The sequence below is a fragment of the Haloglomus halophilum genome (assembly GCF_024298885.1).
Taxonomy (GTDB): Archaea; Halobacteriota; Halobacteria; order Halobacteriales; family Haloarculaceae; genus Haloglomus; species Haloglomus halophilum.
Genome location: NZ_CP101166.1, coordinates 3740605 through 3763796 on the forward strand (window position 1 = coordinate 3740605; position 23192 = coordinate 3763796).

General features: G+C 69.5%; 25 protein-coding genes. 12 read left to right on the top strand and 13 right to left on the bottom strand.

Annotation, left to right across the window (positions count from 1 at the left end; all coding sequences use genetic code 11):
- Positions 1 to 13 precede the first annotated feature (13 nt).
- Complete coding sequence (locus tag NL114_RS18180) at positions 14 to 1228, bottom strand: MFS transporter (RefSeq protein WP_254822332.1); 1215 nt, start codon at positions 1226 to 1228, stop codon at positions 14 to 16.
- Positions 1229 to 1366: 138 nt separating this feature from the next.
- On the opposite strand from NL114_RS18180, the gene NL114_RS18185 reads away from it, so the two are divergent.
- Positions 1367 to 1939, top strand: coding sequence for a hypothetical protein (locus tag NL114_RS18185; RefSeq protein WP_254822333.1), 573 nt, complete (start codon positions 1367 to 1369; stop codon positions 1937 to 1939).
- A 47-nt stretch (positions 1940 to 1986) separates the two neighbouring features.
- Here the strand turns inward: NL114_RS18185 and NL114_RS18190 are convergent, their stop codons facing one another.
- Positions 1987 to 3123 carry an actin-like salactin gene (locus tag NL114_RS18190; RefSeq protein ID WP_254824743.1) on the bottom strand — a complete coding sequence of 379 codons (1137 nt, stop codon included), beginning with the start codon at positions 3121 to 3123 and terminating at the stop codon, positions 1987 to 1989.
- Positions 3124 to 3237: 114 nt separating this feature from the next.
- Positions 3238 to 3624: a FlaD/FlaE family flagellar protein gene (locus tag NL114_RS18195; protein WP_254822334.1), complete on the bottom strand. Its 387-nt coding sequence runs from the start codon at positions 3622 to 3624 to the stop codon at positions 3238 to 3240.
- Between the two features lie 308 nt (positions 3625 to 3932).
- Between NL114_RS18195 and NL114_RS18200 the strand changes: the two genes are divergently transcribed.
- Complete coding sequence (locus NL114_RS18200) at positions 3933 to 4127, top strand: cold-shock protein (RefSeq protein ID WP_254822335.1); 195 nt, start codon at positions 3933 to 3935, stop codon at positions 4125 to 4127.
- A 281-nt stretch (positions 4128 to 4408) separates the two neighbouring features.
- On the opposite strand, the gene NL114_RS18205 is transcribed toward NL114_RS18200, so the two are convergent.
- Both NL114_RS18205 and NL114_RS18210 read right to left on the bottom strand, forming a co-directional pair.
- Positions 4409 to 5023, bottom strand: coding sequence for a class I SAM-dependent methyltransferase (locus tag NL114_RS18205; RefSeq protein WP_254822336.1), 615 nt, complete (start codon positions 5021 to 5023; stop codon positions 4409 to 4411).
- A 100-nt stretch (positions 5024 to 5123) separates the two neighbouring features.
- Positions 5124 to 5645 (bottom strand): response regulator, encoded by a 522-nt coding sequence (locus NL114_RS18210; RefSeq protein ID WP_254822337.1) that lies wholly within the window; start codon positions 5643 to 5645, stop codon positions 5124 to 5126.
- Positions 5646 to 5946: 301 nt separating this feature from the next.
- Between NL114_RS18210 and NL114_RS18215 the strand changes: the two genes are divergently transcribed.
- Complete coding sequence (locus NL114_RS18215; RefSeq protein WP_254822338.1) at positions 5947 to 7047, top strand: CapA family protein; 1101 nt, start codon at positions 5947 to 5949, stop codon at positions 7045 to 7047.
- A gap of 73 nt (positions 7048 to 7120) precedes the next feature.
- On the opposite strand, the gene NL114_RS18220 is transcribed toward NL114_RS18215, so the two are convergent.
- A complete protein-coding gene (locus NL114_RS18220) occupies positions 7121 to 8713 on the bottom strand; it encodes an acetolactate synthase large subunit (protein WP_254822339.1) in 1593 nt (530 codons plus the stop codon).
- Positions 8710 to 10101 carry an NAD-dependent succinate-semialdehyde dehydrogenase gene (locus tag NL114_RS18225; protein WP_254822340.1) on the bottom strand — a complete coding sequence of 464 codons (1392 nt, stop codon included), beginning with the start codon at positions 10099 to 10101 and terminating at the stop codon, positions 8710 to 8712. The genes NL114_RS18220 and NL114_RS18225 overlap by 4 nt, the downstream gene beginning before the upstream one ends.
- A 133-nt stretch (positions 10102 to 10234) precedes the next feature.
- On the opposite strand from NL114_RS18225, the gene NL114_RS18230 reads away from it, so the two are divergent.
- Complete coding sequence (locus NL114_RS18230; RefSeq protein WP_254822341.1) at positions 10235 to 11062, top strand: ion transporter; 828 nt, start codon at positions 10235 to 10237, stop codon at positions 11060 to 11062.
- A 151-nt stretch (positions 11063 to 11213) separates the two neighbouring features.
- On the opposite strand, the gene eif1A is transcribed toward NL114_RS18230, so the two are convergent.
- The gene (gene eif1A, locus NL114_RS18235) at positions 11214 to 11498 is read right to left on the bottom strand and encodes a translation initiation factor eIF-1A (RefSeq protein ID WP_286667195.1); all 285 of its coding nucleotides are present in this window, start codon (positions 11496 to 11498) and stop codon (positions 11214 to 11216) included.
- Between the two features lie 212 nt (positions 11499 to 11710).
- Between eif1A and NL114_RS18240 the strand changes: the two genes are divergently transcribed.
- Entirely contained in the window at positions 11711 to 11872 is a 162-nt protein-coding gene (locus NL114_RS18240) for a hypothetical protein (protein WP_254822342.1), read from the top strand.
- Position 11873: 1 nt separating this feature from the next.
- Here the strand turns inward: NL114_RS18240 and NL114_RS18245 are convergent, their stop codons facing one another.
- On the bottom strand, positions 11874 to 12311 hold the full coding sequence (locus NL114_RS18245; protein ID WP_254822343.1) for a universal stress protein: 438 nt from the start codon (positions 12309 to 12311) through the stop codon (positions 11874 to 11876).
- Between the two features lie 77 nt (positions 12312 to 12388).
- On the bottom strand, positions 12389 to 13507 hold the full coding sequence (locus NL114_RS18250) for a sulfite exporter TauE/SafE family protein (protein WP_254822344.1): 1119 nt from the start codon (positions 13505 to 13507) through the stop codon (positions 12389 to 12391).
- Between the two features lie 276 nt (positions 13508 to 13783).
- Between NL114_RS18250 and NL114_RS18255 the strand changes: the two genes are divergently transcribed.
- Positions 13784 to 14215 (top strand): universal stress protein, encoded by a 432-nt coding sequence (locus tag NL114_RS18255; RefSeq protein WP_254822345.1) that lies wholly within the window; start codon positions 13784 to 13786, stop codon positions 14213 to 14215.
- A 6-nt stretch (positions 14216 to 14221) separates the two neighbouring features.
- Here the strand turns inward: NL114_RS18255 and NL114_RS18260 are convergent, their stop codons facing one another.
- Entirely contained in the window at positions 14222 to 14500 is a 279-nt protein-coding gene (locus tag NL114_RS18260; protein WP_254822346.1) for a hypothetical protein, read from the bottom strand.
- Between the two features lie 38 nt (positions 14501 to 14538).
- On the bottom strand, positions 14539 to 16212 hold the full coding sequence (locus NL114_RS18265) for a spermidine synthase (RefSeq protein ID WP_254822347.1): 1674 nt from the start codon (positions 16210 to 16212) through the stop codon (positions 14539 to 14541).
- 85 nt (positions 16213 to 16297) lie between these two features.
- Between NL114_RS18265 and NL114_RS18270 the strand changes: the two genes are divergently transcribed.
- From NL114_RS18270 to NL114_RS18295, 6 genes are all read left to right on the top strand, one after another.
- On the top strand, positions 16298 to 16771 hold the full coding sequence (locus NL114_RS18270; protein ID WP_254822348.1) for a GNAT family N-acetyltransferase: 474 nt from the start codon (positions 16298 to 16300) through the stop codon (positions 16769 to 16771).
- 86 nt (positions 16772 to 16857) lie between these two features.
- A complete protein-coding gene (locus NL114_RS18275; RefSeq protein WP_254822349.1) occupies positions 16858 to 18276 on the top strand; it encodes a cytochrome P450 in 1419 nt (472 codons plus the stop codon).
- A 47-nt stretch (positions 18277 to 18323) separates the two neighbouring features.
- Complete coding sequence (locus tag NL114_RS18280; protein ID WP_254822350.1) at positions 18324 to 19259, top strand: hypothetical protein; 936 nt, start codon at positions 18324 to 18326, stop codon at positions 19257 to 19259.
- Positions 19260 to 19442: 183 nt separating this feature from the next.
- Positions 19443 to 20141, top strand: coding sequence for a type 1 glutamine amidotransferase domain-containing protein (locus tag NL114_RS18285; protein ID WP_254822351.1), 699 nt, complete (start codon positions 19443 to 19445; stop codon positions 20139 to 20141).
- 93 nt (positions 20142 to 20234) lie between these two features.
- The gene (locus NL114_RS18290; RefSeq protein WP_254822352.1) at positions 20235 to 21137 is read left to right on the top strand and encodes a CbiX/SirB N-terminal domain-containing protein; all 903 of its coding nucleotides are present in this window, start codon (positions 20235 to 20237) and stop codon (positions 21135 to 21137) included.
- Positions 21138 to 21308: 171 nt separating this feature from the next.
- Positions 21309 to 22475 carry a DR2241 family protein gene (locus tag NL114_RS18295; protein WP_434084098.1) on the top strand — a complete coding sequence of 389 codons (1167 nt, stop codon included), beginning with the start codon at positions 21309 to 21311 and terminating at the stop codon, positions 22473 to 22475.
- 40 nt (positions 22476 to 22515) lie between these two features.
- On the opposite strand, the gene NL114_RS18300 is transcribed toward NL114_RS18295, so the two are convergent.
- A complete protein-coding gene (locus NL114_RS18300; RefSeq protein WP_254822353.1) occupies positions 22516 to 23166 on the bottom strand; it encodes a DUF7524 family protein in 651 nt (216 codons plus the stop codon).
- Positions 23167 to 23192: the final 26 nt, after the last annotated feature.

Sequence of the window (23192 nt, forward strand, 5' to 3'; positions counted from 1 at the left end):
GCCGACGCTGTTTCTATCGCGCGAACAGCGCCCGTCTGTCGACATCCAGCCGCAGGAGGAACGGGAGCGTCGCCAGCGCGAGCAGGAGTTCGAGCCCCCCTGCGAGCAGGAACGCCGACTCGAATCCGAACGCGTCCGCGGCGGTCCCGCCGCCGACGATGCCCACGAGGAAGCCGACGCTGCCGAAGATGTTGAACCCGCCCATCGCCGCACCCCGCTCGCCGCTCCCGGCGAGGTCGGTCACCAGGGCCATCGTCGCGGGTGCCATCAAGGCACCCAGGACGCCGACCGTGACCATCGCCGCCGCGACGAACGGGACGCTCGGGGCGAGGCCGACCAGCACCACGCCGACCCCGTACAGTGCGGAGCCGGCGACGATCGGCGTGGTGCGGCCGATCCGGTCCGAGAGGACGCCGAAGGGGTACTGGAGGAGGGCGAACGGGACGAAGAAGGCCCCGAGCAGGAGTCCCGTGGTCGCGGGGGTTGCCTCGAACGCCGACCGGAAGTAGAGCGTCCCGACGAGCGCGAAGAAGCCCGCCGTCAGGCGGTCGACGAAACCGAACGCGTACGGGACCGCCAGCGCCGGCGTCCGCTGGAGTCCCGCGACGACCTCACGGAGTGAGTCGCCGTCCCGACCGGTGTCATCGGCCGTCGAAGCGCCGGCAGCGGGCTCGCCGACGGCCAGCGCCAGTCCTGCAGCGACGAGCAGGACCCCGGCGGCGACCCACAGCGGGAGCAGGGGACTCACGCCGTAGAGCTGCCCACCCAGCGGCGCGCCCAGCGCCGTGCCCGAGCCGATGGCGATACCCGCGGCGCCCATGTTGCGGCCGTGGCCGCCGCCGAGTTCCATCAGCGCCGTCATCGCCAGCGAGAAGGGCGCGATGGTCGCGGCACCCTGCAGCGCCCGGACCAGGAGTACCACCTCGAACGAGGGGTCGAACAGCCGCGGGAGGAGCGCGAGTCCGACGTAGCCCAGCGTCCCTCCGAGCGCCCCCGCGACGATGAACGGGACGCGGCGACCGGCGGCGTCGCTGGCGGCGCCCCAGAGCCCGGCGAACAGGACGAACGCGCTGAACTCGGCCGCGAGGAACCACATGCTCGCGTCGAGGTCGGTGGTCGCGCCCAGCGCCCCCACCAGCCGGTCGACGCCGGGGTAGAGCAGGACCTGCGCGAGCAGGACGCTGAAGACCACCAGCGCGAGCACGACTCGGGCCCGACGGTCCGGCATCGACTACCCCTAACCGGGCCCGATACATCCCTCTTTCCTGCGCCTCCGGAGGGCCCTTCTTGCTCCCGCAGGGCTGCGAGGGGTCCACCCAGCGGGTCGTGGGCTTCTTTGCGGCCGGCGGGCTGTCCCCGACGACGGATGCGATTCGACTTCACCGAGCCCGAACGGGTGTTCGAAGCCCTCGACCGGGGCCGGAACCGGGACCGGGATCCGGGCCCCGACGCCGATGACCACCGGTACCGGGCGACCGTCGAGACGGCGCTGCCGTCGTTCCCCGACGGGCTGGACCACCTCTCCTGCCGCGTCGTCGACCGCACGGGCGACGGGGAACCGGTCCACCGGTTCGGTGTGACGCCGGTGATGACCACGCCGCTCGTACACACCTTCGACCTCCCGCTGTCCCGCGTCCGGGCGTACGATCACCGAGTACGGGTCCTCGGTGTCGGACACGGGCGAACGCCGACGGCCGCGCTCCGGTCGCTCCGGCATCGGGGACTCGTGGTCCAGCTGGAACTGCGGCACGAGTCCGGCGGGTTCGAGCCGCTCCTCTGGGCGACCGACACGCAGGTCTACATGGAGGGTGTCTCGGGGTACGACATCCACCGGGAGCCGGATATCGTCGACAAGGGTGTGCAGGCGAGGCTGCTGAGTCGGGGTGAGGAGTTCGTCCGCGCGGACGAGGCGTCGGACCGGAACAGCACCGAAGGATAGCTGCCCGTCCGCAGCAGCATCGTGCCTGGGATGGCGTGTCGGCGGAGTCAGTACGCGCCGCGGTCGACCAGTCGGTCGGCGATGCGCTGTGCGCCGCGGGCCGCGGCGGTGACGGGGTCGTCCGGGGCGATGACCGTCACGTCGCGCTGCAGTTCATCGGCCAGCCGCGACTCGAACTCGTCGACGAGGCCGGGGATGCAGGTCATCCCACCCGTGAGGACGATGTCGTTGTCCAGTGCGAGGTTGTACGTCTTCATCGAGTCGTTGGCGAACTCCGAGAGGAAGGTGTTGGCCAGCTCGTCGACGGCCTCGTCCACGTACTCGTCGAGCGCCTCCATCACGCTCCACTCGATGGTGAACTCGTGGCTGCCGCCGCCGGGCTGCTGGATGACATCCGTGAACGGCTCGAACGACTCGAAGTCGGCGTGCTGTTCCTTGTACTCGCGGGCGGTCGTCCCGTCGATGTTGACCCGACCCTGCGTCTCCTCCTCGACGAGGTTCGCGATGCGCCGGTCGACCTCGTTGCCGGTGACGGCGCCGGTGGCGAAGTGCGAGAGCTGTTCGCCACGCCGGTAGGCCGACGCCTCCAGGTTCGTCGAGCCGAGGTTGACGCCGACGAAGATGGACTCGATGGCCTCCAGCCCGTCACCCATCGCCGGAATCGCCCCGCACAGCGACTCGGGGTACGACCGGATGGCCCGGTCGCCGATGCCGCTGTCGTCGATGACGCGCTCGAGGTTCGCCAGCCCCTGCTCGTTGTCGATGCTCGGGATGGCGTACACGACCACGCTGTCCGGGTCGACGCCGTTCGCCGTGACGACCTCGCGGAAGAAGCGGCCGGCGAGGTCGGCCCGCTCGTCGTCCTCGGGGAGCCCCGACCGGAGCATGAACTCCACCTCGTCGGGGTACTCCGTCGCGGCCTCCTCGCCGTAGAGGAGCCGCTCCTCGCCCGTGATGGCGTCCTCGTACGTCGCGAGACAGGTCAGCGTGGTGGTCGTCGCCATCTCGCCGTCCGTGTCCGGATGGACCAGCACCGTCCGCGTACTGCCGAGCTTGACGCCCACCGGGGAGGGGTCGCCACTGCCCGCTGCCGCGGCGTCGGCCGAACGAGCGCTCTCCGCGTTCCCGGACGCCGCCGCGCCCGACTCCTCGGACTCCTCCTCGTCCCCCCGGTCCCAGTCCATCCGCTCTTCGTCCTGTTCTCCCTCCTGCCCCACGTCGTCAGGTTCGGTCGCCATACGACCCGGTATCGTGAGGAAGATAAATACTTCCGGGCTACACCGGCTCCCGACGGCTCCTTATCTGGTCTCGGGGTCGGCCATCTCCGCCAGCCGCGCGATGCGTGCGAGGCTCCGCATGTGGTGGGCACGCTCCAGGTCGCCGAACCGGCCGGGGCGGTAGCCGACCCCGAGAAGGTGGTCCTCCAGTTCGTCGCGGACTTCCGGGGTGATCCACCCCATGAAGCGGTAGTACTCCAGCGCCGCGACGGCGCCCTCGAACCCGGCGGCCGCCACGAGGTCCTCCAGCCAGTCCAGCACGAACGCCTGCGTCTCTGCACCCGCCGGGAGGTGTGACAGGTACGGGAGCTGGACCCCCAGGTTGCCGCCCTCTCCCGGTCCCGATGCCGACCGCTCCCGGAGCTCCCGCAGTTCCTCCACGTCGTACTCCAGCGGGTTGACCCCCATCGACTCTCGATGTGAACCGCAGGTTCATAACAGGCCGGGTCACTCCGGCCCCATCCGGTCGCAGCGCCCCTCCGCCACGGCGGTGTCGTGACCCCGGCACGAACGGTCGCCGGGACCCGCCGAGAACTGTGGTTCCGGCCGAAGTCAGCGCCCTCACCGACTGCACAGGTGATTCGGAAGGGAAGAAGGCACATCTATTCCACAATTTCTCACGAAATGGTCGTATTGGAAGCCACCATCGAGTTTTTTCGAACTGTATCGCTACTTTCGGAACCCTTATCCCCGCTCTCGGTTTCCGTTTACTCGCAATGGCAAACGGTAAGGTTGACTTCTTCAACGACACGGGCGGTTACGGTTTCATCACGACTGAGGACTCTGACGAGGACGTTTTCTTCCACATGGACGACGTCGGCGGCGAGGACCTCACCGAAGGTACTGATCTGGAGTTCGACATCGAACAGGCCCCGAAGGGCCCGCGCGCGACGAACGTCGTCCGCGCCTGAACTGACGGTTTCGTACGTCGCCTGACGGCGACACACGCACCGCAACTTCTCTGACTGTTACACGACGAGCGGCAGGTTCGCAGTGGACCCGACCCGTTTTGTCACCGGCCGGACTACCGGTGACTGGCCGATGACGAGCGCTCGCACCGAGCCGGCGTAGGCACCCGGCGATGACGACCCCTATGAGTGCCGAGGCCTTCATTTTGGCCGTCGGATGTGTCTCCGAGGGGGTCCATCCATGAGCACCGTAGCCGCCGGCCCCGTTCTGGGGCACGCACCCGTCAGACGGCCCGGAACGCCCGCAGCGTGTCGCGGTCGCAGTCCTCGACGGCCACCTGCTCGAATCCCCGCTGCGTGAAGACCGCGTTCCAGTCCCGATAGTAGAGCGGGACCTCGTCCTGGACGTAGTTGACCTCCGTCTCGGCCGGCGGCTCCTCGTCGTGGCCCTCGTTCTCGACGGTGACGATGAGGTCGCCAGTCACGCGGGCGATGTCGTCGAACACCCACTCGGCGTCGGGGTGGATGTGCTGGAGGGTCTCGACGGAGTAGGTCACGTCGAACGCGTCGTCGTCGAACTCGGGAACGACATCCTCGATGGCGTCGAGGTAGAACCGTCCCGTGGCGGCGAGGTCGGGGTAGTTGTCGGTCATCACCGCCAGCGCCTCGTCGTTCAGCTCGATGCCGGCGAGGCGCTCGAACCCCTCGTCGTGGAGGTGCGCGAGGTGACGCCCGGAGCTACAGCCCAGCTCGAGCACCCGGGCGTCGCGGTCCACGAACCGCTCGAGCACGCCCAGCACGGCCTCGCTGCGTTCGTCCGGGCCGTAGTAGGCGTAGTACGCCGGTGAGAACTCACCGGACCGTTCCGCCCACTGACGCCGGACATCGTGAGAATCCACAGTGATACAACCGGGAGCAGCGTGATAGACCCGTCGGATTCATCGGCCCAGCTCGTGGGGGTGCGGCCGGGGCCGGGCGGGCGTGCTCGCCCGGACGCCGCTACGAGGACCTCGCGGCCGAGTCCCCGACGGCCTCGCGGATGCGCTCGACGAGCAGCTCGTGGTCCGGGTCGGTCCCCTTCGGGACGTAGTCCGTGACCCCCTGTTCGATGGCCGCGTCCGCCACCGCCTCGGAGCCCTTGTTGGTGAAGAGGATGAACGAGACCTCCTCGTCGCGTTCGCGGACCGCGTCGAGGAACTCCAGACCGTCGACCGCGGGCATCCGGTAGTCGCTGACGATACAGTCCACCGTCGCGGTGGTCAGCTCCCTGAACGCGGTGACGGCACCGGTGGCGGTCGTCACCCTGATATCGTCGTTGTCGCGCTCGATGAGTCCCGCGACGGCGTCGACGAGTTCCGGCGAGTCGTCGACGAGCAGCACGTGGAGCCGCCGGGCAGCCGCGTCCGTGCCTCCGTCCGGGCGGTCGGTCGGCGCTATCCGCGAGTCCCCTGCCGGTGACTCCTCGGTCGGTGGGTCCTCGGTCGCCAGGTCTTCAGTCGGTGGGTCCTCGGATGTGGTCATGGTGGGTCACTCACGGCGGCCCCGTGGCAGGCTACCGGGGCACCACACTCCAGGCTGGGAGGTCCGCCTCGCGTGTGCGGCGCCCGGCGCACGGCCCGTGTCCGCCCGAGGCGTGCCTGAGAGAACCATGCACATCCCGGGCCCTTAACGAGGTATGTAGTCCTCCTGATGGATTCCGGGGACGAACGACCGACCCCCGGGCAGCAGAACTCCGGGACGACGGTCCCGTGACGGTTCCGTCATGCCGTGGATCGTTCGCGCCCGAGGGTTTTCCTCCGTTCGTCCCGCGCGTTCCTCACGGATGTCGCCGACACGCCGGGCCACTCTCGCAGCCACCGCGTCGCTCGTCCCGATGGGGGGCTGTGCTTGGTCGTCCCTGCCGGGGTCGACGAGCGACGGGGGAGCCGGTGGCGACGCGCGGATCGGGCTGGCTGGCGACGTGATGCTGGGGCGGGGGGTCGACGAGCGCCACGCCGACCGACGACCGGAGTCGGTCTGGGGGACGCTACTGCCCGACCTGCGTCGACTCGACGGCACCCTCGCCAATCTCGAATGCTGCATCTCCGAGCGTGGTACCCGGTGGCCGGGGAAGGGCTACTACTTCCGGACTGGCGGGTGGGCGCTTCCGGCGCTGGACGTGGCCGGCATCGGGGCGGTCAGCCTCGCCAACAACCACACGCTCGACTTCGGGCCCTCGGCGCTCCGGGACACGCTCGCCGGGCTCGAACGGACCGGAATCGGATCGTCCGGCGCCGGGACGGACCGGCGGGCCGCGCTGGAACCCGCCATCATCGATGTCGGCGAGGTCTCGGTCGCCATCCTCGCGCTGACCGACCGGATGCCGGCCTTCGCCGCCGGCCCCCGGCGGCCGGGCACCGCGAGGATGGGTCTCGGCGAGCGGAGCTGGCGTGCGCGCCGGCTCGTCCGGGACGTGCTCCGGCGGCCGGCCGTCGACCGTGCGGACCTCGTCGTCGCCTCGCTCCACTGGGGGCCGAACTGGACGCTGGTCAAACACCCCGCACGCCGAGCCTTCGGCCGGTGGCTCGTCGACGCGGGCGTCGATGTCGTCCACGGCCACAGCGCGCACGTCCCGCACGGCATCGAGGTGTACGAGGGCGCCCCCATCCTCTACGACTGCGGCGACCTCGTCGATGACTACCTCGTGAAGGAGGGCCTCCACAACGACCGGAGCTTCCTGTTCGAACTCGTGGTCGAGGCCGGCAGCGTCGTCGCGGTCCGACTGCATCCCGTCGAGATCCGCCGGAGCACCGCCCACCGCGCGACGGGCGACGTGGCGCGCTGGCTGTTCGAACGGATGCGGACGCTCTCGTCGCGGTTCGACACGGCGGTCCGCGTCGAGTCGGGGACGGGGGCGCTTCGGGTGTCGGTCACCGAGGGGTGAGTCGACACCCGGCTCGCCCACATCCAGCGTGCCGACCCGACCTCCCGCTCGGGTGGCATCTCGGCGTGCGGTTCTACCCATCGAGGGGTACCTCGATGAGCGAGAGCGCGTCGTCGTCGACCGCGGACAGCGCATCCTCGAACTCGTCGAGCGACGCCGCGCGGGTGGCATCGAGGCCGAAGCTCTCGGCGAACGCCACCAGATCCGGGTTCCCGATCCCGGTTCCGTAGTGTTCACCGGTGTGGTCGGCCTGTTTCTCCGAGATGAGGCCGTAGTCGTCGTCGCGCCAGACGATGGTGGTGAACGAGCAGTCCAGCCGCTTCGCCGTCTCCAGTTCGGCGGCGTTCATCAGGAACCCGCCGTCGCCGGTCCCGACCACGACGTTCGCGTCCACCGCGAGGTCCGCTGCGAGACCACCGGGGACGGCGATACCCATGCTCGCGAGCCCGTTCGAGATAATGCAGCGGCCGGGCTCGAAGACGGGGAAGCGCTGGGCGATGGCCATCTTGTGGCTCCCCACGTCGGAGACGAGGACGTCCGCGTCGGCCATCGACTCCCGCAGGAGCGGGAGCGTGTTCGCGACCGTCACGGGGTCGTCCGCCGACGGACGGGTCGTCGCGTGCTCGAAGACGCGCTCGTGGGCGTCCACGCACCAGGGGTCCCACGACCGGTCGACGGCGGCGGCGAGTCGCTCCAGTCCGGCCGTGGGGTCACAGACCAGCTCCACGTCGGGGTTGTAGTGGGTGTACACCTCGGCGGGTTCACTGTCGAGGTGGACGACTTGCTTCTCGCCGTCGGGGTTCCACCCCGCCGGGTCGTGCTCGGCGATGTCGTACCCGACCGCGAGGACGGTGTCGGCGGCGTCGACGGCGCCTCCGGCGTTCCCATCGGGGCCCGAATCGAGCGTCATCAGGGAGCGCTCGTCGCGGTCGGGGAGCGCGCCCTTCGCCATGTACGTCGACACGACGGGGACCCCTGTCCGGTCGACGAAGGTCGCGAGCGCGCTCGCGGCGTCGGCTCGGACCGCGCCGTTGCCGGCGAGGACGAGCGGCTGGTCGGCCGACTCGAGGAGCGAGACGGCCGCAGCCAGTGTCTCGTCGTCGGGCGCCGGTCGGGCGACCGACTCGCGAATCGGCAGTGGCTCGGCATCGGTCGTCTCGGCCGCGACGTCCTCGGGGAGTTCGAGGTGGGTCGCGCCGGGTTTCTCGTACTCGGCGACCTTGAACGCCTTCCGGACGGACTCGGCGACTGCGGTCCGGTCCGAGATCTGCGCGTTCCACTTCACCAGCGGCTCGAACGTGCCCACGATGTCGAGTTTCTGGTGGCTCTCCTTGTGGAGCCGTTCGCGACCGCCCTGCCCGGTGATGGCGACGAGCGGCGACTTGTCCAGTTGCGCGTCGGCCACGCCGGTGAGGAGATTCGTCGCGCCCGGGCCCAGGGTCCCCAGACAGACACCAGCCTCGCCGGTCAGGCGGCCGTGGACGTCCGCGATGAACGCCGCTCCCTGCTCGTGGCGGACCGGCACGAACGTGAGCGAGGAGTCACGGATGGCGAACAGCAGGTCCTCCAGTTCCTCGCCCGGGACGCCGAAGACGTGCTCGACGCCCTCGGCCTCGAGACAGGCGACGAGGCACTCCGCGACGGTCCGCGAGCCATCGTCCGTCACGCCCCGTCACCTTCCGATTCGAGGCCGTGGTTGACGAAGACGGTCTTCCGGTTGACGAACTCGTGGATGCCGTGGCGGGAGAGTTCGCGCCCGTAGCCCGAATTCTTGATGCCGCCGAACGGCAGTCGGGGGTCGGATTTGACGTACTCGTTGACGAAGCAACAGCCCGCTTCGAACCCGCGGGCGAACCGCTCCCCGCGGTCGAGGTCGCTCGTCCAGACGCTCGCGCCCAGTCCGAGGTCCGAGTCGTTGGCGAGTTCGAGCGCCTCGGCCTCGCTCTCGACCTCCATCACAGCGGCCACGGGGCCGAACGTCTCCTCGCAGGCGGCCGCGGCATCGCGCGGCACGTCCGTCAGCACCGTCGGCGGGTAGAAGGCGCCCTCGCGGTCCAGTGGCTCGCCGCCGAGTGCCACGTCCGCACCCGCCTCCACCGACCGCTCGACCTGGTCGTGGAGTTCCTCCATGAGGTCCGGGCGGGCCATCGGGCCGATGTCGGTGCCCTCGTCAGCAGGGTCCCCGACGGTCAGGGCGTCGACCTTCTCGACCAGGCCCCCGACGAACGCGTCGTAGACGTCCGTGTGGACGATGAAGCGCTTCGCCGCGATGCAGGACTGGCCGTTGTTCTGGACCCGCGCGGTGACGGCCTTCTCGACGGTCTCCTCGAGCGGGGCGTCCTCGAGCACGACGAACGGGTCCGAGCCGCCGAGTTCCAGCACCGTCTTCTTCAGCTCGCTCCCGGCCTGCTCGGCGACGGCACGGCCCGCGGGCTCGCTCCCGGTCAGCGTCACCGCCCGGACGCGGTCGTCGGCGATGATCTCGTTGGCGGTCCCCGAGCCCACCAGTAGCGTCTGGAACGTGCCCCCCGGGACGCCCGCGTCGTGGAGCACCTCCTCGATGGCGAGCGCACAGCCCGGGACGTTGGAGGCGTGCTTCAGGAGCCCGACGTTCCCGGCGGCGAGGTTGGGCGCTGCGAACCGGAACACCTGCCAGAACGGGAAGTTCCAGGGCATCACCGCCAGGACCGGTCCCAGCGGTTCGTAGCTCACGAACGAGCGGGTGTCGGCCCCGGTACCGATGACCTCGTCGGCGAGTTGCTCGTCGGCGCGCTCGGCGTAGTACTCACAGACCCACGCGCACTTCTCGACCTCGGCCCGGGCCTGCTCGATGGGCTTGCCCATCTCCCGGGTCATCAGCTCGGCGTACTCGTCGGTCCGCTCGCGCAGCAGGTCGGCCGCGCGTTCGAGATGGCCGCAGCGGTCCTGGGTAGTTCGCGCGCTCCAGTCCTCGAACGCTGTCGCCGCCCGGTCGAGCGCGGCGTCCACCTCCGCTTCGGTCGGCTCCTCGTACGTCTCGATCCGGTCTCCGGTCGCCGGGTCCCGTGACTCCATCGTGACCGAGGTTCGGCCGCGAGGGCCTAACGGTTTGCGGGCGTGGCGGGCAGCCGCCCGGGGGCAGATGTCACCGCGGGCGGAAGACCCGATGGGTCTACGTGGGCCGCCCGCGTGCGGGCGTGACGTGACGATGCCTCCGGCCAACCTCCGAGGGACCGTCCGGTTCTACCTGCTGGACCACGAGACTCCGCTCGGGAAGGCCATCGACATCGGGCTGCTGGTCCTGAACCTGCTGTTCGTCGTGGTGCTGGTCGTGGAGACCTATCCGCTCCGGCCGGCGACGGCGGACCTCCTCCGGACGGCCGAGGTGTCACTGGCGATACTCTTCCTCGTCGAGTACGTCCTCCGGCTGTACGGTGCCGAGTCACGGATGTCGGAGGCGACGGACCCGTACACGGTGGCCGACCTCCTCGCGGTCCTTCCCACCATCCTCGTGTTCGTCGTGCCCGGTGTGGCCCTCGCGTTCGTGGCGGAGATCGGGTTCATCCGGGCGCTCCGGGTGGTCCGAGTCCTCCGCTTCTACCGGTTCACCCGCGACGCCGAGTTCTTCTTCGGCACCGTCTCGGACAACACCCTCCGGGCGGTGAAACTCCTGTTGACCGTACTCGTCGTCTTCTTCCTCTCGGCAGGGCTGTTCTACAGCGCAGAGTACGCCGTCAACCCGGACGTGAACACGTTCGGTGACGCGTTCTACTACACCGTTGTCACGCTGTCGACGGTCGGGTTCGGTGACATCCTGCCGACGACCGCCGCCGGGCGGTGGGTGACCGTCGCCTCCATCCTCGGTGCCATCATCCTCATCCCGTGGCAGGGGAGCCGCATCGTCCGCGAGTGGGCGCGCCGAGACCGTGTGGACGTGACCTGTTCGAACTGCGGCCTCGCGGCCCACGACCGCGATGCCTCGCACTGCAAGGCCTGCGGCGAGGTCATCTACCAGGAGTACGACGGCGAGCCCTGACGCTTGCTCGGCTATTCCGTGACTGGCCATCCCAGGTGCCAGATTACCAAGCTATATCGGGCACAGATCTTGGAACTAGCGTAGTAGTAGCTCAAGGCGGCGTCGGATGGAGAAATCCGCCCGCGTAGCCGCCGACCGCCGGCCGACGGCGTTACTCGATGTGGCCTTCGCGGCGGAGCTGCTCGGCGTCCTGCTCGTCGTAGCGCCACTCCACGTTGGCCTTCTCGTCCTGCCAGTCCCACGGCTCGACGAGGACCACGTCGCCCTCGTTGATCCAGACGCGGTACTTCATGCGACCGGGGATGCGGCCCATCCGGTTCTTGCCGTCCTGGCACTGCACCCGGACGTGGTTCCCGCCGTTGTGTTCTGTCACAACGGCGAACAGCTCGTCGTCGTTGGGCATCCGGAGGTTCCGGCGCCCGCTCTCTTCGCTCATACATTCAGTACGTCGTGTGGCCGTATAAGGTTCCTGATAGCCGCGGTACCACGAGACACGGGAGCGATTCGGGCGGTGATCTCCGTGCCACCGGCTGGTACTGATTGGAATCCGCGGTCGGCAGGTGGCGGGAGCCGTTTCTCACGACCACACGCTACCGACTGGTGGATGACCCACCAACATTTATGACAGTCCGCGTGGTATCGATACACATGAGTTACAAACAGCGACCCACTGGCGGGGAAGATGGGGCCCCGACGACGGTCGCCACTGTCCTGCACCGTCTCGCAGAGCGTTTCCGCACGCACGTCGCAGAGTGGCCGACGCGATTCGTCGAGATGCAGGAGGAGGCCCTCGGTGGCCTCGACCGGTAGCTCAGTCCGCGGCCAGCTTCACCGTCAGCACCGGTGCCGGTGACTTCCTGACGATCTCCTCCGTGACGCTCCCGATGAGGTAGTGGTCCAGCCCCGTCCGGCCGTGCGTGGCGATGACGACCACGTCGATACCGGCCTCGTCCACGTAGTCGAGGATCCCCTGTTTGGGTGTTCCCTCCTGCACCACGCGCTCGATGGCGAGTCCGTCGTCCAGCTCCGCGACCGCCTCGTCGATGGCCTCCTCGGCGCGCTCGCGCTCGCGCTCGGTCCAGGCTTCGGGCGCGAGGCCGGCCGACGGGCTCTCGAACCGGTTGCGTGTGTCGACCACCGAGAGGACGTGGACCGTCGCGTCGTAGGTGGTCGCGAGTTCGTTCGCGTGCGTCACGGCGGCCCGGGTCCCCTCGCTCCCGTCGGTGGGGAGCAGGATGTCGTCGTACATGAGCGGGAGTTCGACGGCCGGATAGAAAACGCCCGTGGTGGCTGTTCCACGCCGTCCGGGCGCGCTGAATCCGCGGTTCAGAGGCCGATGAAGCCGGCACCGCCAGCGGCCATCAGGAACAGCGCTACCGAGATGACGGCGAACAGGCCGCCGACGCCCTTCTTGATGGTCCCGGTGTCCAGCGCGTTCGAGACGTACGGGGCGATCTGTCCCCCCGTCACCGTCGCCGGGACGGTCCAGACGACCATGTTCCACGGCGTGGCGGCGAGGTCCAGCGAGTGACCGCCGACGAGGCCGCCACCGAAGACGTGGACCAGCGAGGCCAGGATGGCCGTCGTCGCGACGATGATGTGGTTGGTTCCGATGGCGACGCGGACCGGCACCTCGGTGCGGAGCATCGAGATGATACCCAGTTCGCCCGAGCCGAAGCCGGCCAGCCCCTGGAACGTGCCACCGACGGCGTAGTTGGCGAACCGTTCGAGGTACCCACTCCGGGTGTAGCTGTAGTCGTCACCCTCGCGGTCGACACGGGTGACGTTGCCCTCGGCGTCCGTCTCGACGCCGGCCGGCCCGAGTTTGTCGTCGTCGTTCGGGAGGTCGCGCTGGCCACCGTCGGAGCGAGGCTCGCCCCCGTCGGCCGCAGCGCTGGCCTCGCTCTCGCTGCCCGACTCGTGACCATGCCCGAGGTCGGCCTTGAACAGGAGGTACGACGCGGTTATCAGCGCCAGCCCGAGGGCCAGGTGGAACAGTGGCTCCGGGATGATGAAGGAGAGCAGCGCCCCGCCCACCACGAACGGGACCGAGCCGCCGACGATGGTGAGTGCTACCCGCCGGTCGACCAGCCCGTACTGGATGAACGCGATGGACGAACTGGAGAGACCGAACGACTCGCTGATGAGCCCCACCTTCACGATGGTCTCGGGGGAGAGTGGCCGCGCCAGGAGCGGGAAGATGAAGATGAGGAACGGCACGAACAGCGCCGAACCACTGATCCCGACGGTGTTCACGATGGTCGCGCCGAGGAGGAAGAAGAAGAACAGCCACCAGTACTCGAACCAGTAGCCCTGTTCGATGGTCCCGGTCGGCGCGAACAGGTAGACGCCCGCGACGAACAGGACCGGCGCGAGGAAGACGAACACGTGCTGGTACTTCAGGAAGGACTTCTGTACCCGGCTGGAGGACGGTGTATCAATCATCGTATCGTAACACCAACTCGGACACTACGAGGAGAGGACGGCTGTCGGCCTCGGACGTGGACATCTATGAGAACTCACCCAGGAGGGAACGACGGAATCGTTCGGCTGTACGAGCGGTCGCCGCAACCGTGGTCATGAGTACGCGGCAGTAGGATATTCTGTATTAAAAAGGCCTTCCGTTGTCTCGCGGCGTGTGGTGCCGGCACACGGGTGTGGCGGCGCCCGGGGCGGAACGAAACCGGCCGAGTGATTTACTCGGATGTCGAACCGGCATCCGTGTACGACCGCATCCTCGTCCCGACCGACGGTAGCGACGCGATGGAGACGGTGTTCGACCACGCCGCGGACCTCGCAGGCAAGTACGACGCTTCGGTCCACGTCGTCCACGTCCTCGACAGGCGGGCCTTCCTCACCCTCGACGAGGGGATGAAGGCCGACGTGGAGGCCGAGCTGGCCGAACAGGGCGAGCGCGCCGTCGCCGCGGCCGCCGACCGGTTCGAGACGGCGGGCCTGACGGTGACGACCGAATGCCGGAGCGGCGACCCGGCCGAGGAGCTGTCCGCGACGGTCGCCGAGGCGGGCATCGACCTCGTCGTGATGGGGACCGAACGCGGGGAGTTCAGCCGCTCGATGATGGGTAGCGTCTCGGGGAAACTGACCGCCAACGTCGACGTACCGGTACTGGTCGTGAACCTCGTGGCCGAGTGAATCGACTCAGGGCGACGACGGCCCGGACGGGGTGCCGGAGGCCGTCGACCCGTCGCCGGTCGACTCGTCCGCGTAGGACTGGCGGAGCTCCTCCTCGAACACGAGCCGGGTGGCGTGCCCGCAGTAGGGACACCGGAGCTCCGTCACCGCCTCGACCGTCCAGCCGTTGAGGACGCCGATCTCACCGCCACGCACCCGTTCCTCGAACGGGCGCCCGCACTCGTCGCACTCGATGCCCGTCAGCTGGACGTAGGCGATGTTCTCTATGTCGAGCTGCTGTACCACGGGTCCGACGGTTCCCGCTCGACTGGCTTAAACCTCCGTCAGACGCCCGACACACGGGCGGCGGGCCCGGTCCGGTCGGTCGGCAGGGGGACGGTTCTTGCGCCGACGGTGGCCGTCGGGGACCGGGCCGGCGGCTCGATGGCGGGTGACGCCGTCGACGTTCCGTTCCGGGTCGTCTCCTGGACGACGTACCGCTGGCCCACCATCGGGTCGAGCAGGCTGTCGACGGGGGCACGGTCGTCACGCAGGACGGGGACATCGTCGGTCGGGGGCGGCTCCTCGCGGAGGTTCCGTACCTCGAACGAGAGGTCGATACCGATGTCACGGCGCTCCTCGCGGGCCCGGAGGGCCGCCTCGCTCACCCGCGTGTCGTTCCGGGTTGCGACGAGCTGGATGTTCTGGACGATCGAGCCACCGACCGTCGGGAACGTGTAGACCTGCGGGAACACCTCCGACATGGTGCGGTACTCCGCGCGGTAGAACTTCGACGCGGGCCCGCTCTCCGCGGAGATGACGTTCGCGTACAGCATCCCGTCGGCCGAGAGCTGTGATTCGGCCAGCTCGAAGAACTCCACCGTCGTCAGCTGGAAGGGGACCTTGTCCTTCTTGTACGCGTCCAGCACGATGAGGTCGTAGGTCCGGTTCGTCTCGCGGAGGTAGCGCCGGCCGTCGCCCTGATAGATGTTGAGCTGGTCGGACTCCTCGACCGCGAAGTACTCCTTCGCCACGTCGATGACCTCGGGGTCGATCTCGACCACGTCGACGGTCGCGTCGTACTCCTCGACGAACCGCTTGGGACCGGTGAACCCGCCCCCGCCGATGAACAGCACGCGGTCGATGTCGTCCGGGTCGTCGGCCAGCAGATAGGGGAGGTGGAAGTACCGCGTGTACTCGAAGACGTGTCGCGTCGGCCGGTCGACGTCCATCGCACTGTGTTGCTGGTCGTCGAGGTACAGCGTCCGGGTGTCGTTGATCTGGGTCACCTCGAGTTCCTGGTACGGCGTCTGTGTCTCGTAGAGGACGCGCCCCTCGACGGCGAAGCCGAACGAGCCGCTGGTCGCCGCCAGGACGAGGAGCACCGCGACGGCGAGCGAACGCGCCGTCATCCCGGACAGCGGCGGGTAGCTGAGGTAGACCGCCGTCCCGACCAGAAGGATTCCGAAGACGAGGCCGATGTACTCGACCGACAGCGTCGGGATGAGGAGGAAGGTGGTGCCGAAGGCGCCAAGTATGCTCCCGACGGTGCCGACTGCGTAGACGTGGCCCGAAGCCTGCCCCACACCGTCGGCTTCGGCCAGTTCGGCCGCGTACGGGCTGATGTAGCCGAGCAGGTACGTGGGCGGACCGAACAGGAGCGTGACGGCCGGGAGCGATGCGAACCGGGCCGGCAGGGGGAGTCCCGCGACCGCGGCCAGCATCAGGTCGCCCGCGAAGATGATGGCGGCGACGTACCCCGCGGTCGCCATCAGCGCCCACGCCATGCGGTCGGTCGAGGCGTGCTCGGCGGCGCGCTGGCCGCCGCGGTGGTAGCCCAGACTCAGGGCGGCGAGGAACACGCCGATGATGGTTCCCCAGGTGTAGATGCTGCTCCCGTACTGTGGGGCGATGATGCGCCCGGAGAGGATCTCCAGGCCCATGCTGGCCACGCCCGAGACGAACACCGCCGCCCCGGCGTCGGTGACGACCGGCAGCCGCCCTCGGACCGTACTCATTCGTCCGCGGTTCGGCCACCGGGTGATTAAACGTTCCCCGCGAGCGGACGCCAGCTACTTGTTCGAGATCCCCCGACGGGACGGTATGCAGGTCCGGGAGGCGACGAGCGACGACGCGCCCGACGTGCTGGCCGTCCACCGGGCCGCCATCGGGGCCATCGAACCGGGCGCGTACACGGCGGCGCAACTCGACGCCTGGGCGGCTGCACAGGACGACCCCACACAGTACCCGTTCGACGATGCGGGCCAGTACCTGGCGGTGGCCGAGACCGATGCGGCCGGGGTGGTGGGGTTCGTCGGCGTCGACCGTGCCGATGGTGTGCTGGAGACGCTGTACGTCCATCCCGACCACGCCGGGATGGGTGTCGGGAGCGACCTCCTGACCCACGCAGAGAGGGTGCTCCGGGAAGCCGGACACCACCGCGTGGTGATGGCCGCGTCCCGGAACGCCGTCCCGTTCTACGAGCGTCACGGCTACGAGACGACGCCGGAGACGTTCGACCTGGAGATGGGCCGGGAGACGCTCTCGTTCGTCCGCATGGAGCGCCCCCTCGACTAGCGGAACGGCGAGGCTGGTGATCCGGTCCCGAGCGCCGTCGTCCGAATCGGCGAAACCCACTAACCGCTCGCGTCCCTCGTACACGTATGGCACGCGAACTCCCGAAACCGCCCGAGGCCGGCATCCTCAACGCGCTGCGGTTCGGGACACAGACGTTCCGGTTCCTGGAGGGAGTGCAGTCCCGGTTCGAGGACATCGTCGCCGTCCCGGTCCCGGGTCGGGGCCCGCTCGTCATCGTCACGAACCCGGCTCTGGTCCACGAAGCGCTCTCGCGCCCCGAGGACTTCCCTCGCGTTCCGGCGCAGGGTCCCTCGGCGATGATCGCCGAGCAGGGCCTCGTCCAGAGCGAGGGCGATCTCTGGCGCCAGCAGCGCGACATCGTCGGCGACGCCTTCGCCGGGCCGCAGGTCCGGGCGTACGCGAACACGGTCGGCGAGCGCGTCGAGGGACTGGCCGGCGAGTGGCGCGAGGCGCTGGAGGAGGCGCCGACCGCCGCGGCGGACGGGGGAGCCACGGCGAGCGGCGGTGCGGCTGAGACGGTGACAAGCGCAGGCCCGACCCTCGACCGCAACCTCCACCGCGAGATGACCACTCTCACCGTGCGGGTCGCCAGCGAGATACTGCTGGGCGAGGACATCGGCCGGTCGATGGCCGACCGGTTCCACTCCTGGATGAGCGTCGCGGGCGACGAGTTCGAGTTCGACGCGAGCGCCGCCGCGCCGGCGTGGTTCCCCACCCCCGTCACCGCGGAGTTCGAGGGCGCGGCCGAGGGCGTCCTCCGGCTCGCGGAACTGATGATCGAGCGGCGCCGCGAGGCGATGGCGCGCGGCGAGAACGGCTCGATGGACATGCTGACGCTCCTGCTCGCCCGCGAGGACGACCCCGAGGTCGACTATCCCGAGAACCAGATCCGAGACGAAGTGGCCACCTTCCTCATCGCCGGCCACGAGACGACGGCGCTCTCGCTGACCTACACGACGACGCTCCTCTCGTGGCATCCCGAGGTCCGCGAGAAGGTCCGCGAGGAGGCGCGTGAGGTGCTGGGCGACGAGACACCCCGTCACGACCACGTCGCGGACCTGGAGTACACCGGGCAGGTGTTCCAGGAGGCGCTGCGTCTGTATCCGGCTGCGTGGGCTGTCTTCCGCCGGACCACCGAGGACGTGGAACTGGGCGACTACCGCGTTCCGGCGGGCTCCGGCGTCATCATGCCACAGTGGTCCATCCACCGTGACGGCCGCTACTTCGACCGGCCCGACGAGTTCGACCCATCGCGCTGGGACGACCGCAATCCGCAGGCGGTCGAGGCGTACTTCCCCTTCTCCTCGGGGCCGCACGCCTGCATCGGCCGGCAGTTCTCGCTGACGGGCGCCCGTCTCGCGATGGCTCGCATCGCACAGGAGTTCGACGTGGACGTGCCCCGGCACGCGCTGGACGACCTCCGCGCGACGCCGACGCTTCGCCCGCCCGAAGGGGTCCCGGCGACGGTTCGGTTCGCCGAGTAGTCTGCCGCTACCCGTAGACAGGTGTCCGTGGCCCGACCGCTCCCGCCGTGGTTTCCGTCGAGACACTCGTCACGCTCCTCGTTCTCGCCTTCCTGATACCGGCCCTGCTGGTCGGCACTGCAGCGGGCTACGCCGTCGCCTGCCTGTTCGGGCTGCCCTCGCAACTCGCCGTCTACGGCCGGGTGCTCGGAATCGACCGCTGGTCGGCCGCCCTCCCGACGGTCCTGGCGCTGGCGGTCGTGTTCACCATCCAGTTCGCAGCCGGCCTCCCGGGCGAGGGGGAGCCGGGGTCGGCCCTCGCGAACGGCGCGATGGCGGGGCTGTTCGTCGGTGCCTTCGCGCTCTCGGTCGGCCTCGGCAATCTCCGCCGCTACCGCCGCGTCCGGACCATCGACGACGTCATCGACGCCACGGACGGCCACGTGACCGTCACCGGGACGGCCGAGCCGGGGCCGGACGGCGAGACGGTGGCACCGCTCAGCGGCGAACCCTGCCTCGCGTGGGCCGTCAGGGTGCGCGAGCGCCACGGCATCGGTCAGCGGGGTATCCGCGGCCTGACCCGGACGGACCACGGTGGCGTCCCGTTCACGGTGCGTGATGCGACCGGCGGCGTCCGGGTCGATCCGGCGGCGCTCGAGCTCCGGGGCTGGTCAGTGCCGCCACGCTCGGGCGACTACCGTGTCGAGGCGCGCGATGGCCTCCCGGACCGCGTCGCGGCCTACCGGGACGACCACGACCTCTCTGACGGCGACGAGCGCATCTACGAGGAATGCCGCCTGACCGCCGACGAGACGGTCACGGCGACCGGCAAGGTCGTGACCCGGAACGGCGTCGCCACGGTCGGGGAATCGGGAACCCTGCACGCCGAGCGAGCCAGCGACATCCAGCAGTCCCGCAAGCGTCGCGTCCTCGTCGGGGTGGCCGGCGTGGTGGCGATGCTGGGCTCGACGGCACTCCTGGCGGTCGTAGTCGGACTGGTCTGAGTCACCCTGCAGAACGCCCGACCACGGGCCGCATTCCGTTTCCGGACAATAATATCTACACGCGTAATAGTTGCAGATTACGCCCGATATACTGCAATTATACCGAGAATCCTCGGCGTTGAACCAGAGAGTTCCACAGGTACCCGGGAACTCTTCCGCGTCGGTGTCCTATCGGAGCGTACAATGACTTCGGCACTGCTGGTCGTCACCGAACACGGCTACTGGGGAGAGGAGTGTACCACGCCGCTGACCGAACTGGACGACGCGGGCGTCGACGTGACGGTCGCGACCCCCTCGGGCGCGGCCCCCGAGGTCGACGAGCTGTCCGTCGACCCCGACGAGGTCGGTGCGGAGACCGCCGAGCGCGTGCTCGAGGTCCACGAGAACGACGCGCGCCTGAACGACCCCGAGCCGCTCGCCGAGCAGTCCGCCGACGACTACGACGCCGTCGTGTTCCCCGGCGGCCACGGCACGGTCTGGGACGTGAACCAGGACCGCCACGCCCGGACGCTTCTGCGGAACGCCGTCGAGGGCGAGTCCGGACTCGGGGTCGTCATCTGCCACGCGGCCGGCATCCTCGCACACACCCGAGCCAGCGACGGGTCGTTCCTCGTCGACGGCCGCGACGTGACCGGCTTCCCCAACGCGTGGGAGGCGGACATCGTCGACGAGAACGACATCATGCCGGACGGCCGGAAGTTGCCGTACTGGGTCGAGGACGAGGTCGAGGCCGTCGGCGGGAACTGGGATGCCGAACTCGATGCCAACACCAGTGTCACCGTTGACGGCGACCTCATCACGGTCCGTGGGCCGGGGTCGTCGGCAGCCGGCGCCGAGACGCTGATCGACGAACTGGGTATCGAGGCCCCCGCTGCGGACTGATCTCTGGCCACGCGCTCTCGGTCGACACGGGCAGCGCTCCTCGCGGACTACGCCTCCGACACCCCTAAGCCCGCGACGCCCGTCTCTCCGCGTATGAGTCAGGCGCTGGTCATCGTCGCCCACGGGTCGCATCTCAACCCCGAGTCCAGCACGCCAACCTACGAGCACGCCGACACCATCCGGCGGGTCGGCGCGTTCGACGAGGTCGTGGCCGGGTTCTGGAAGGAGGAGCCCCACGTCCGCGAGGTCCTGCGGACCGTCACCGCCGACGAGGTGTTCGTCGTCCCGCTGTTCATCAGCGAGGGCTACTTCACGGAGGAGGTCATCCCCCGCGAACTCCGACTCGACGGCTGGGCGGAGGACGCCTGGGAGTCGGACGGGACGAGCGCCACGTCCGTGACGCTCACGGCCGCGGATACCGGCCAGCGCATCCACTACTGCGGGCCCGCCGGCACCCACGACGCGATGACCGATGTCATCGTCCGGCGGGCCGAGTCCGTGACCGGCGACCCGGGCGTGGGCGAGGGGTTCGGCCTCGCCGTCGTCGGCCACGGCACGAACCGCAACGAGAACTCGGCGAAGGCCATCCGCTACCACGCCGACCGCATCCGCGAGATGGACCGCTTCGACGAGGTGCGCGACCTCTACATGGACGAGGACCCGGAGGTCGACGACGTGACGGAGTTCTTCGAGAGCGAGGACATCGTGGTCGTCCCGCTGTTCGTCGCCGACGGCTACCACACCCAGGAGGACATCCCGGAGGACATGGGCCTGTGCGAGGACTACCGCGACGGCTACGACGTGCCCGAACCCGTGGACGGCAAGCGCATCTGGTACGCGGGCGCCGTGGGGACGGAGGCGCTAATGGCCGACGTCATCATCGAGCGTGCCGCGGACGCCGGCGCCGACGTGGGTGACGCGATCGAGCGTGTCCGCGAACTCACGCGGGTCGCCGAGGAGGACGGCGGGGCAGAGGCTCCACCCGCCGACGACTGAGCCCCTGCCTCGTCCGGCCGCTGGATCCCCGCCGTGTCCGGCCGCTGGATCCCCGCCGTGTCCGGCCGCTGGATCCCCGCCGTGTCCGGCCGCTTCGATAGCCTTCTTGCAGGGGGAACCCGTACGTCGAGTCATGACCGAGGACCGACGCCGGACGGGCGGGGTGGTGGCGTGAGCGCGCCGGACACGCCGAGCGCGAGCGACGAGCGGGTGACCGTGAGCGACGGGGCCATCGCCGCGCTCGTGGCGGCGGCCGAGGAGGGCGTCGCCTTCGACGGCCTCCGGGCCGTCCGCGACGGCGACGGGGACGCGGGCTACCGCTTCGAGACGCCCGAGGTGACCCGCGAGGGGCTCACGGAGTCGGAGTTCCGCGACGCCTGCAGCAACCACCCGGAGTACGTCGACAACTGGTGGTTCTTCGAGGGGGCCGACCGGTCGCCCGCCGACCGCGACTTCCTCCGGTGGCTGGAGAGCGGCGACGCCGAGGACTGGGACGTGGCGACCCGCTACGACGCGCTCCGCGAGGGCATCGTCCGTTCGTGGGGGCAGGTCGCCGTGACGGCGATGCTGGGCGCCGGGGGCCGTCGCTACGAGCTCCGCCACGAGGACGATGTCGGTACCCCGCTCCCCGACCTCGACCGGCACGAGGACCCCCTGACAGCCCGGGAGCTGGTCAAGCACGACGACCGGGGCCGTTACCGACCGCTCAAGACCGCGCCCACGCTCCCGACGGGCTGGGCCTTCGTCGGGCTGGCGGGACGCGACTGCACGCGCGCGCTCGACCTCATCTACCCCGCGACGGTCGCGAACTGGCATCTCGAACGCGAGGGCGACCTGGATGTGGACCACTGGCGCCCGACGATGGAGCGACAGACCGGCATCTACGGCGTCATCGAGACGTGGGACCGCGGCGACGGCCACGAGCACGTCGAGTGGGTCGCCGAAGCGTGTTGTGACGACTCCCAGTGTCTCAAACGCCGCGAGTGGCAGTACGACGAGGAGACGGACCTCGACGCCGACGGCGGTGACGGCGTCTTCCCGTGCCGGGAGCCCTGCTCGCTGGTCGTGGCAGCCGCGCGCAAGTGGACCCGGCTGGAGGGTGAACAGTCCCGGACCTACGAGTTCGAGCTCACGCCGAGCGAGAAGGAGCAGGTGGAGGCCATCATCGACGCCGTCGCGGACGGCCGGGTCGACGACATCCGCGAGGCCGACATCTACGAGGGCGCGAACCGCTACCGGGCACGGTACCTCCGTGCGAAGCGGTTCGACGACGAGGGGAACCTCTGTGGCGTCGAGACGGACCCCGGCGAGGAGCAGGCGCCCGACGAGGAACACTGAGTCCCGACCCGGACCCGGACCGTTTGCCTCCGGCGGTCGGTCACGTGAGGAGGAGATAGGCGGCCGCCAGCACGGCCGCCGCGACCGCCAGTCCGCCGAGCGAGAGGTTCGGCGTGCCCGCGGGCACCACGGCCGCGGCCGCGAGCCCGACCGCGACGAGCCCGAGCAGGACCGCTGGGAGCAGTTTCACCGTCCGGCTCCGTGCCAGCGGCGACGAGCCGCCGGCTGTCCCCGAGACGTCCGTCGCCGTTCCCGTCGCCGTTCCATCCGGGCGCGCAGCGGTCCGTTCGGCCCCGTCACCGCCGCCGTTGGGCGTCGCCAGGTCGGGGTCAACGTTCACGGGCTCATGGCTGCTGAGGTCTATGGTCAGGTCGACGAAGCGTGTCTCCTGTCCGTACGCGATGGCGATCTTCAACCGTCCCGTGACCGGCTCGTACTCGCCGTCTTCGGGCTCGAAGACGTTGACCTGGACACGGCGCGAGTCCTCGCTGGAGACGTAGAGGTTGGCGTTCGAGAGTCGCGCGACCGTCGAGAGGGCGTCGTCGAGGTGGAGATGGACGTGCGTGGCCATCCCGTGGTTCCGGAGGTCCACGGTGAACGACCGGTCGACGGTCACCGAGGCCGGGGCGGCCAGCGACCGGGCGCCGTCCTGGTTGATATCGACTACGAGTCTGTCGGTCGCGTCGGTCACGGGGAGGGAGACACCCCGCCACGAGG

Coding starts and splice junctions, on each gene's coding strand:
- NL114_RS18245 (WP_254822343.1), bottom strand. CDS start 12,311: ATGTACGACGACATCCTGCTCCCCACCGACGGGAGCGAGGGGACCCGG.
- NL114_RS18185 (WP_254822333.1), top strand. CDS start 1,367: ATGCGATTCGACTTCACCGAGCCCGAACGGGTGTTCGAAGCCCTCGAC.
- NL114_RS18285 (WP_254822351.1), top strand. CDS start 19,443: ATGACTTCGGCACTGCTGGTCGTCACCGAACACGGCTACTGGGGAGAG.
- NL114_RS18225 (WP_254822340.1), bottom strand. CDS start 10,101: ATGGAGTCACGGGACCCGGCGACCGGAGACCGGATCGAGACGTACGAG.
- NL114_RS18230 (WP_254822341.1), top strand. CDS start 10,235: ATGCCTCCGGCCAACCTCCGAGGGACCGTCCGGTTCTACCTGCTGGAC.
- NL114_RS18290 (WP_254822352.1), top strand. CDS start 20,235: ATGAGTCAGGCGCTGGTCATCGTCGCCCACGGGTCGCATCTCAACCCC.
- NL114_RS18195 (WP_254822334.1), bottom strand. CDS start 3,624: ATGGGGGTCAACCCGCTGGAGTACGACGTGGAGGAACTGCGGGAGCTC.
- NL114_RS18240 (WP_254822342.1), top strand. CDS start 11,711: ATGAGTTACAAACAGCGACCCACTGGCGGGGAAGATGGGGCCCCGACG.
- NL114_RS18215 (WP_254822338.1), top strand. CDS start 5,947: ATGTCGCCGACACGCCGGGCCACTCTCGCAGCCACCGCGTCGCTCGTC.
- NL114_RS18275 (WP_254822349.1), top strand. CDS start 16,858: ATGGCACGCGAACTCCCGAAACCGCCCGAGGCCGGCATCCTCAACGCG.
- NL114_RS18200 (WP_254822335.1), top strand. CDS start 3,933: ATGGCAAACGGTAAGGTTGACTTCTTCAACGACACGGGCGGTTACGGT.
- NL114_RS18210 (WP_254822337.1), bottom strand. CDS start 5,645: ATGACCACATCCGAGGACCCACCGACTGAAGACCTGGCGACCGAGGAC.
- NL114_RS18265 (WP_254822347.1), bottom strand. CDS start 16,212: ATGAGTACGGTCCGAGGGCGGCTGCCGGTCGTCACCGACGCCGGGGCG.
- NL114_RS18250 (WP_254822344.1), bottom strand. CDS start 13,507: ATGATTGATACACCGTCCTCCAGCCGGGTACAGAAGTCCTTCCTGAAG.
- NL114_RS18190 (WP_254824743.1), bottom strand. CDS start 3,123: ATGGACTGGGACCGGGGGGACGAGGAGGAGTCCGAGGAGTCGGGCGCG.
- NL114_RS18180 (WP_254822332.1), bottom strand. CDS start 1,228: ATGCCGGACCGTCGGGCCCGAGTCGTGCTCGCGCTGGTGGTCTTCAGC.
- NL114_RS18270 (WP_254822348.1), top strand. CDS start 16,298: ATGCAGGTCCGGGAGGCGACGAGCGACGACGCGCCCGACGTGCTGGCC.
- eif1A (WP_286667195.1), bottom strand. CDS start 11,498: ATGAGCGAAGAGAGCGGGCGCCGGAACCTCCGGATGCCCAACGACGAC.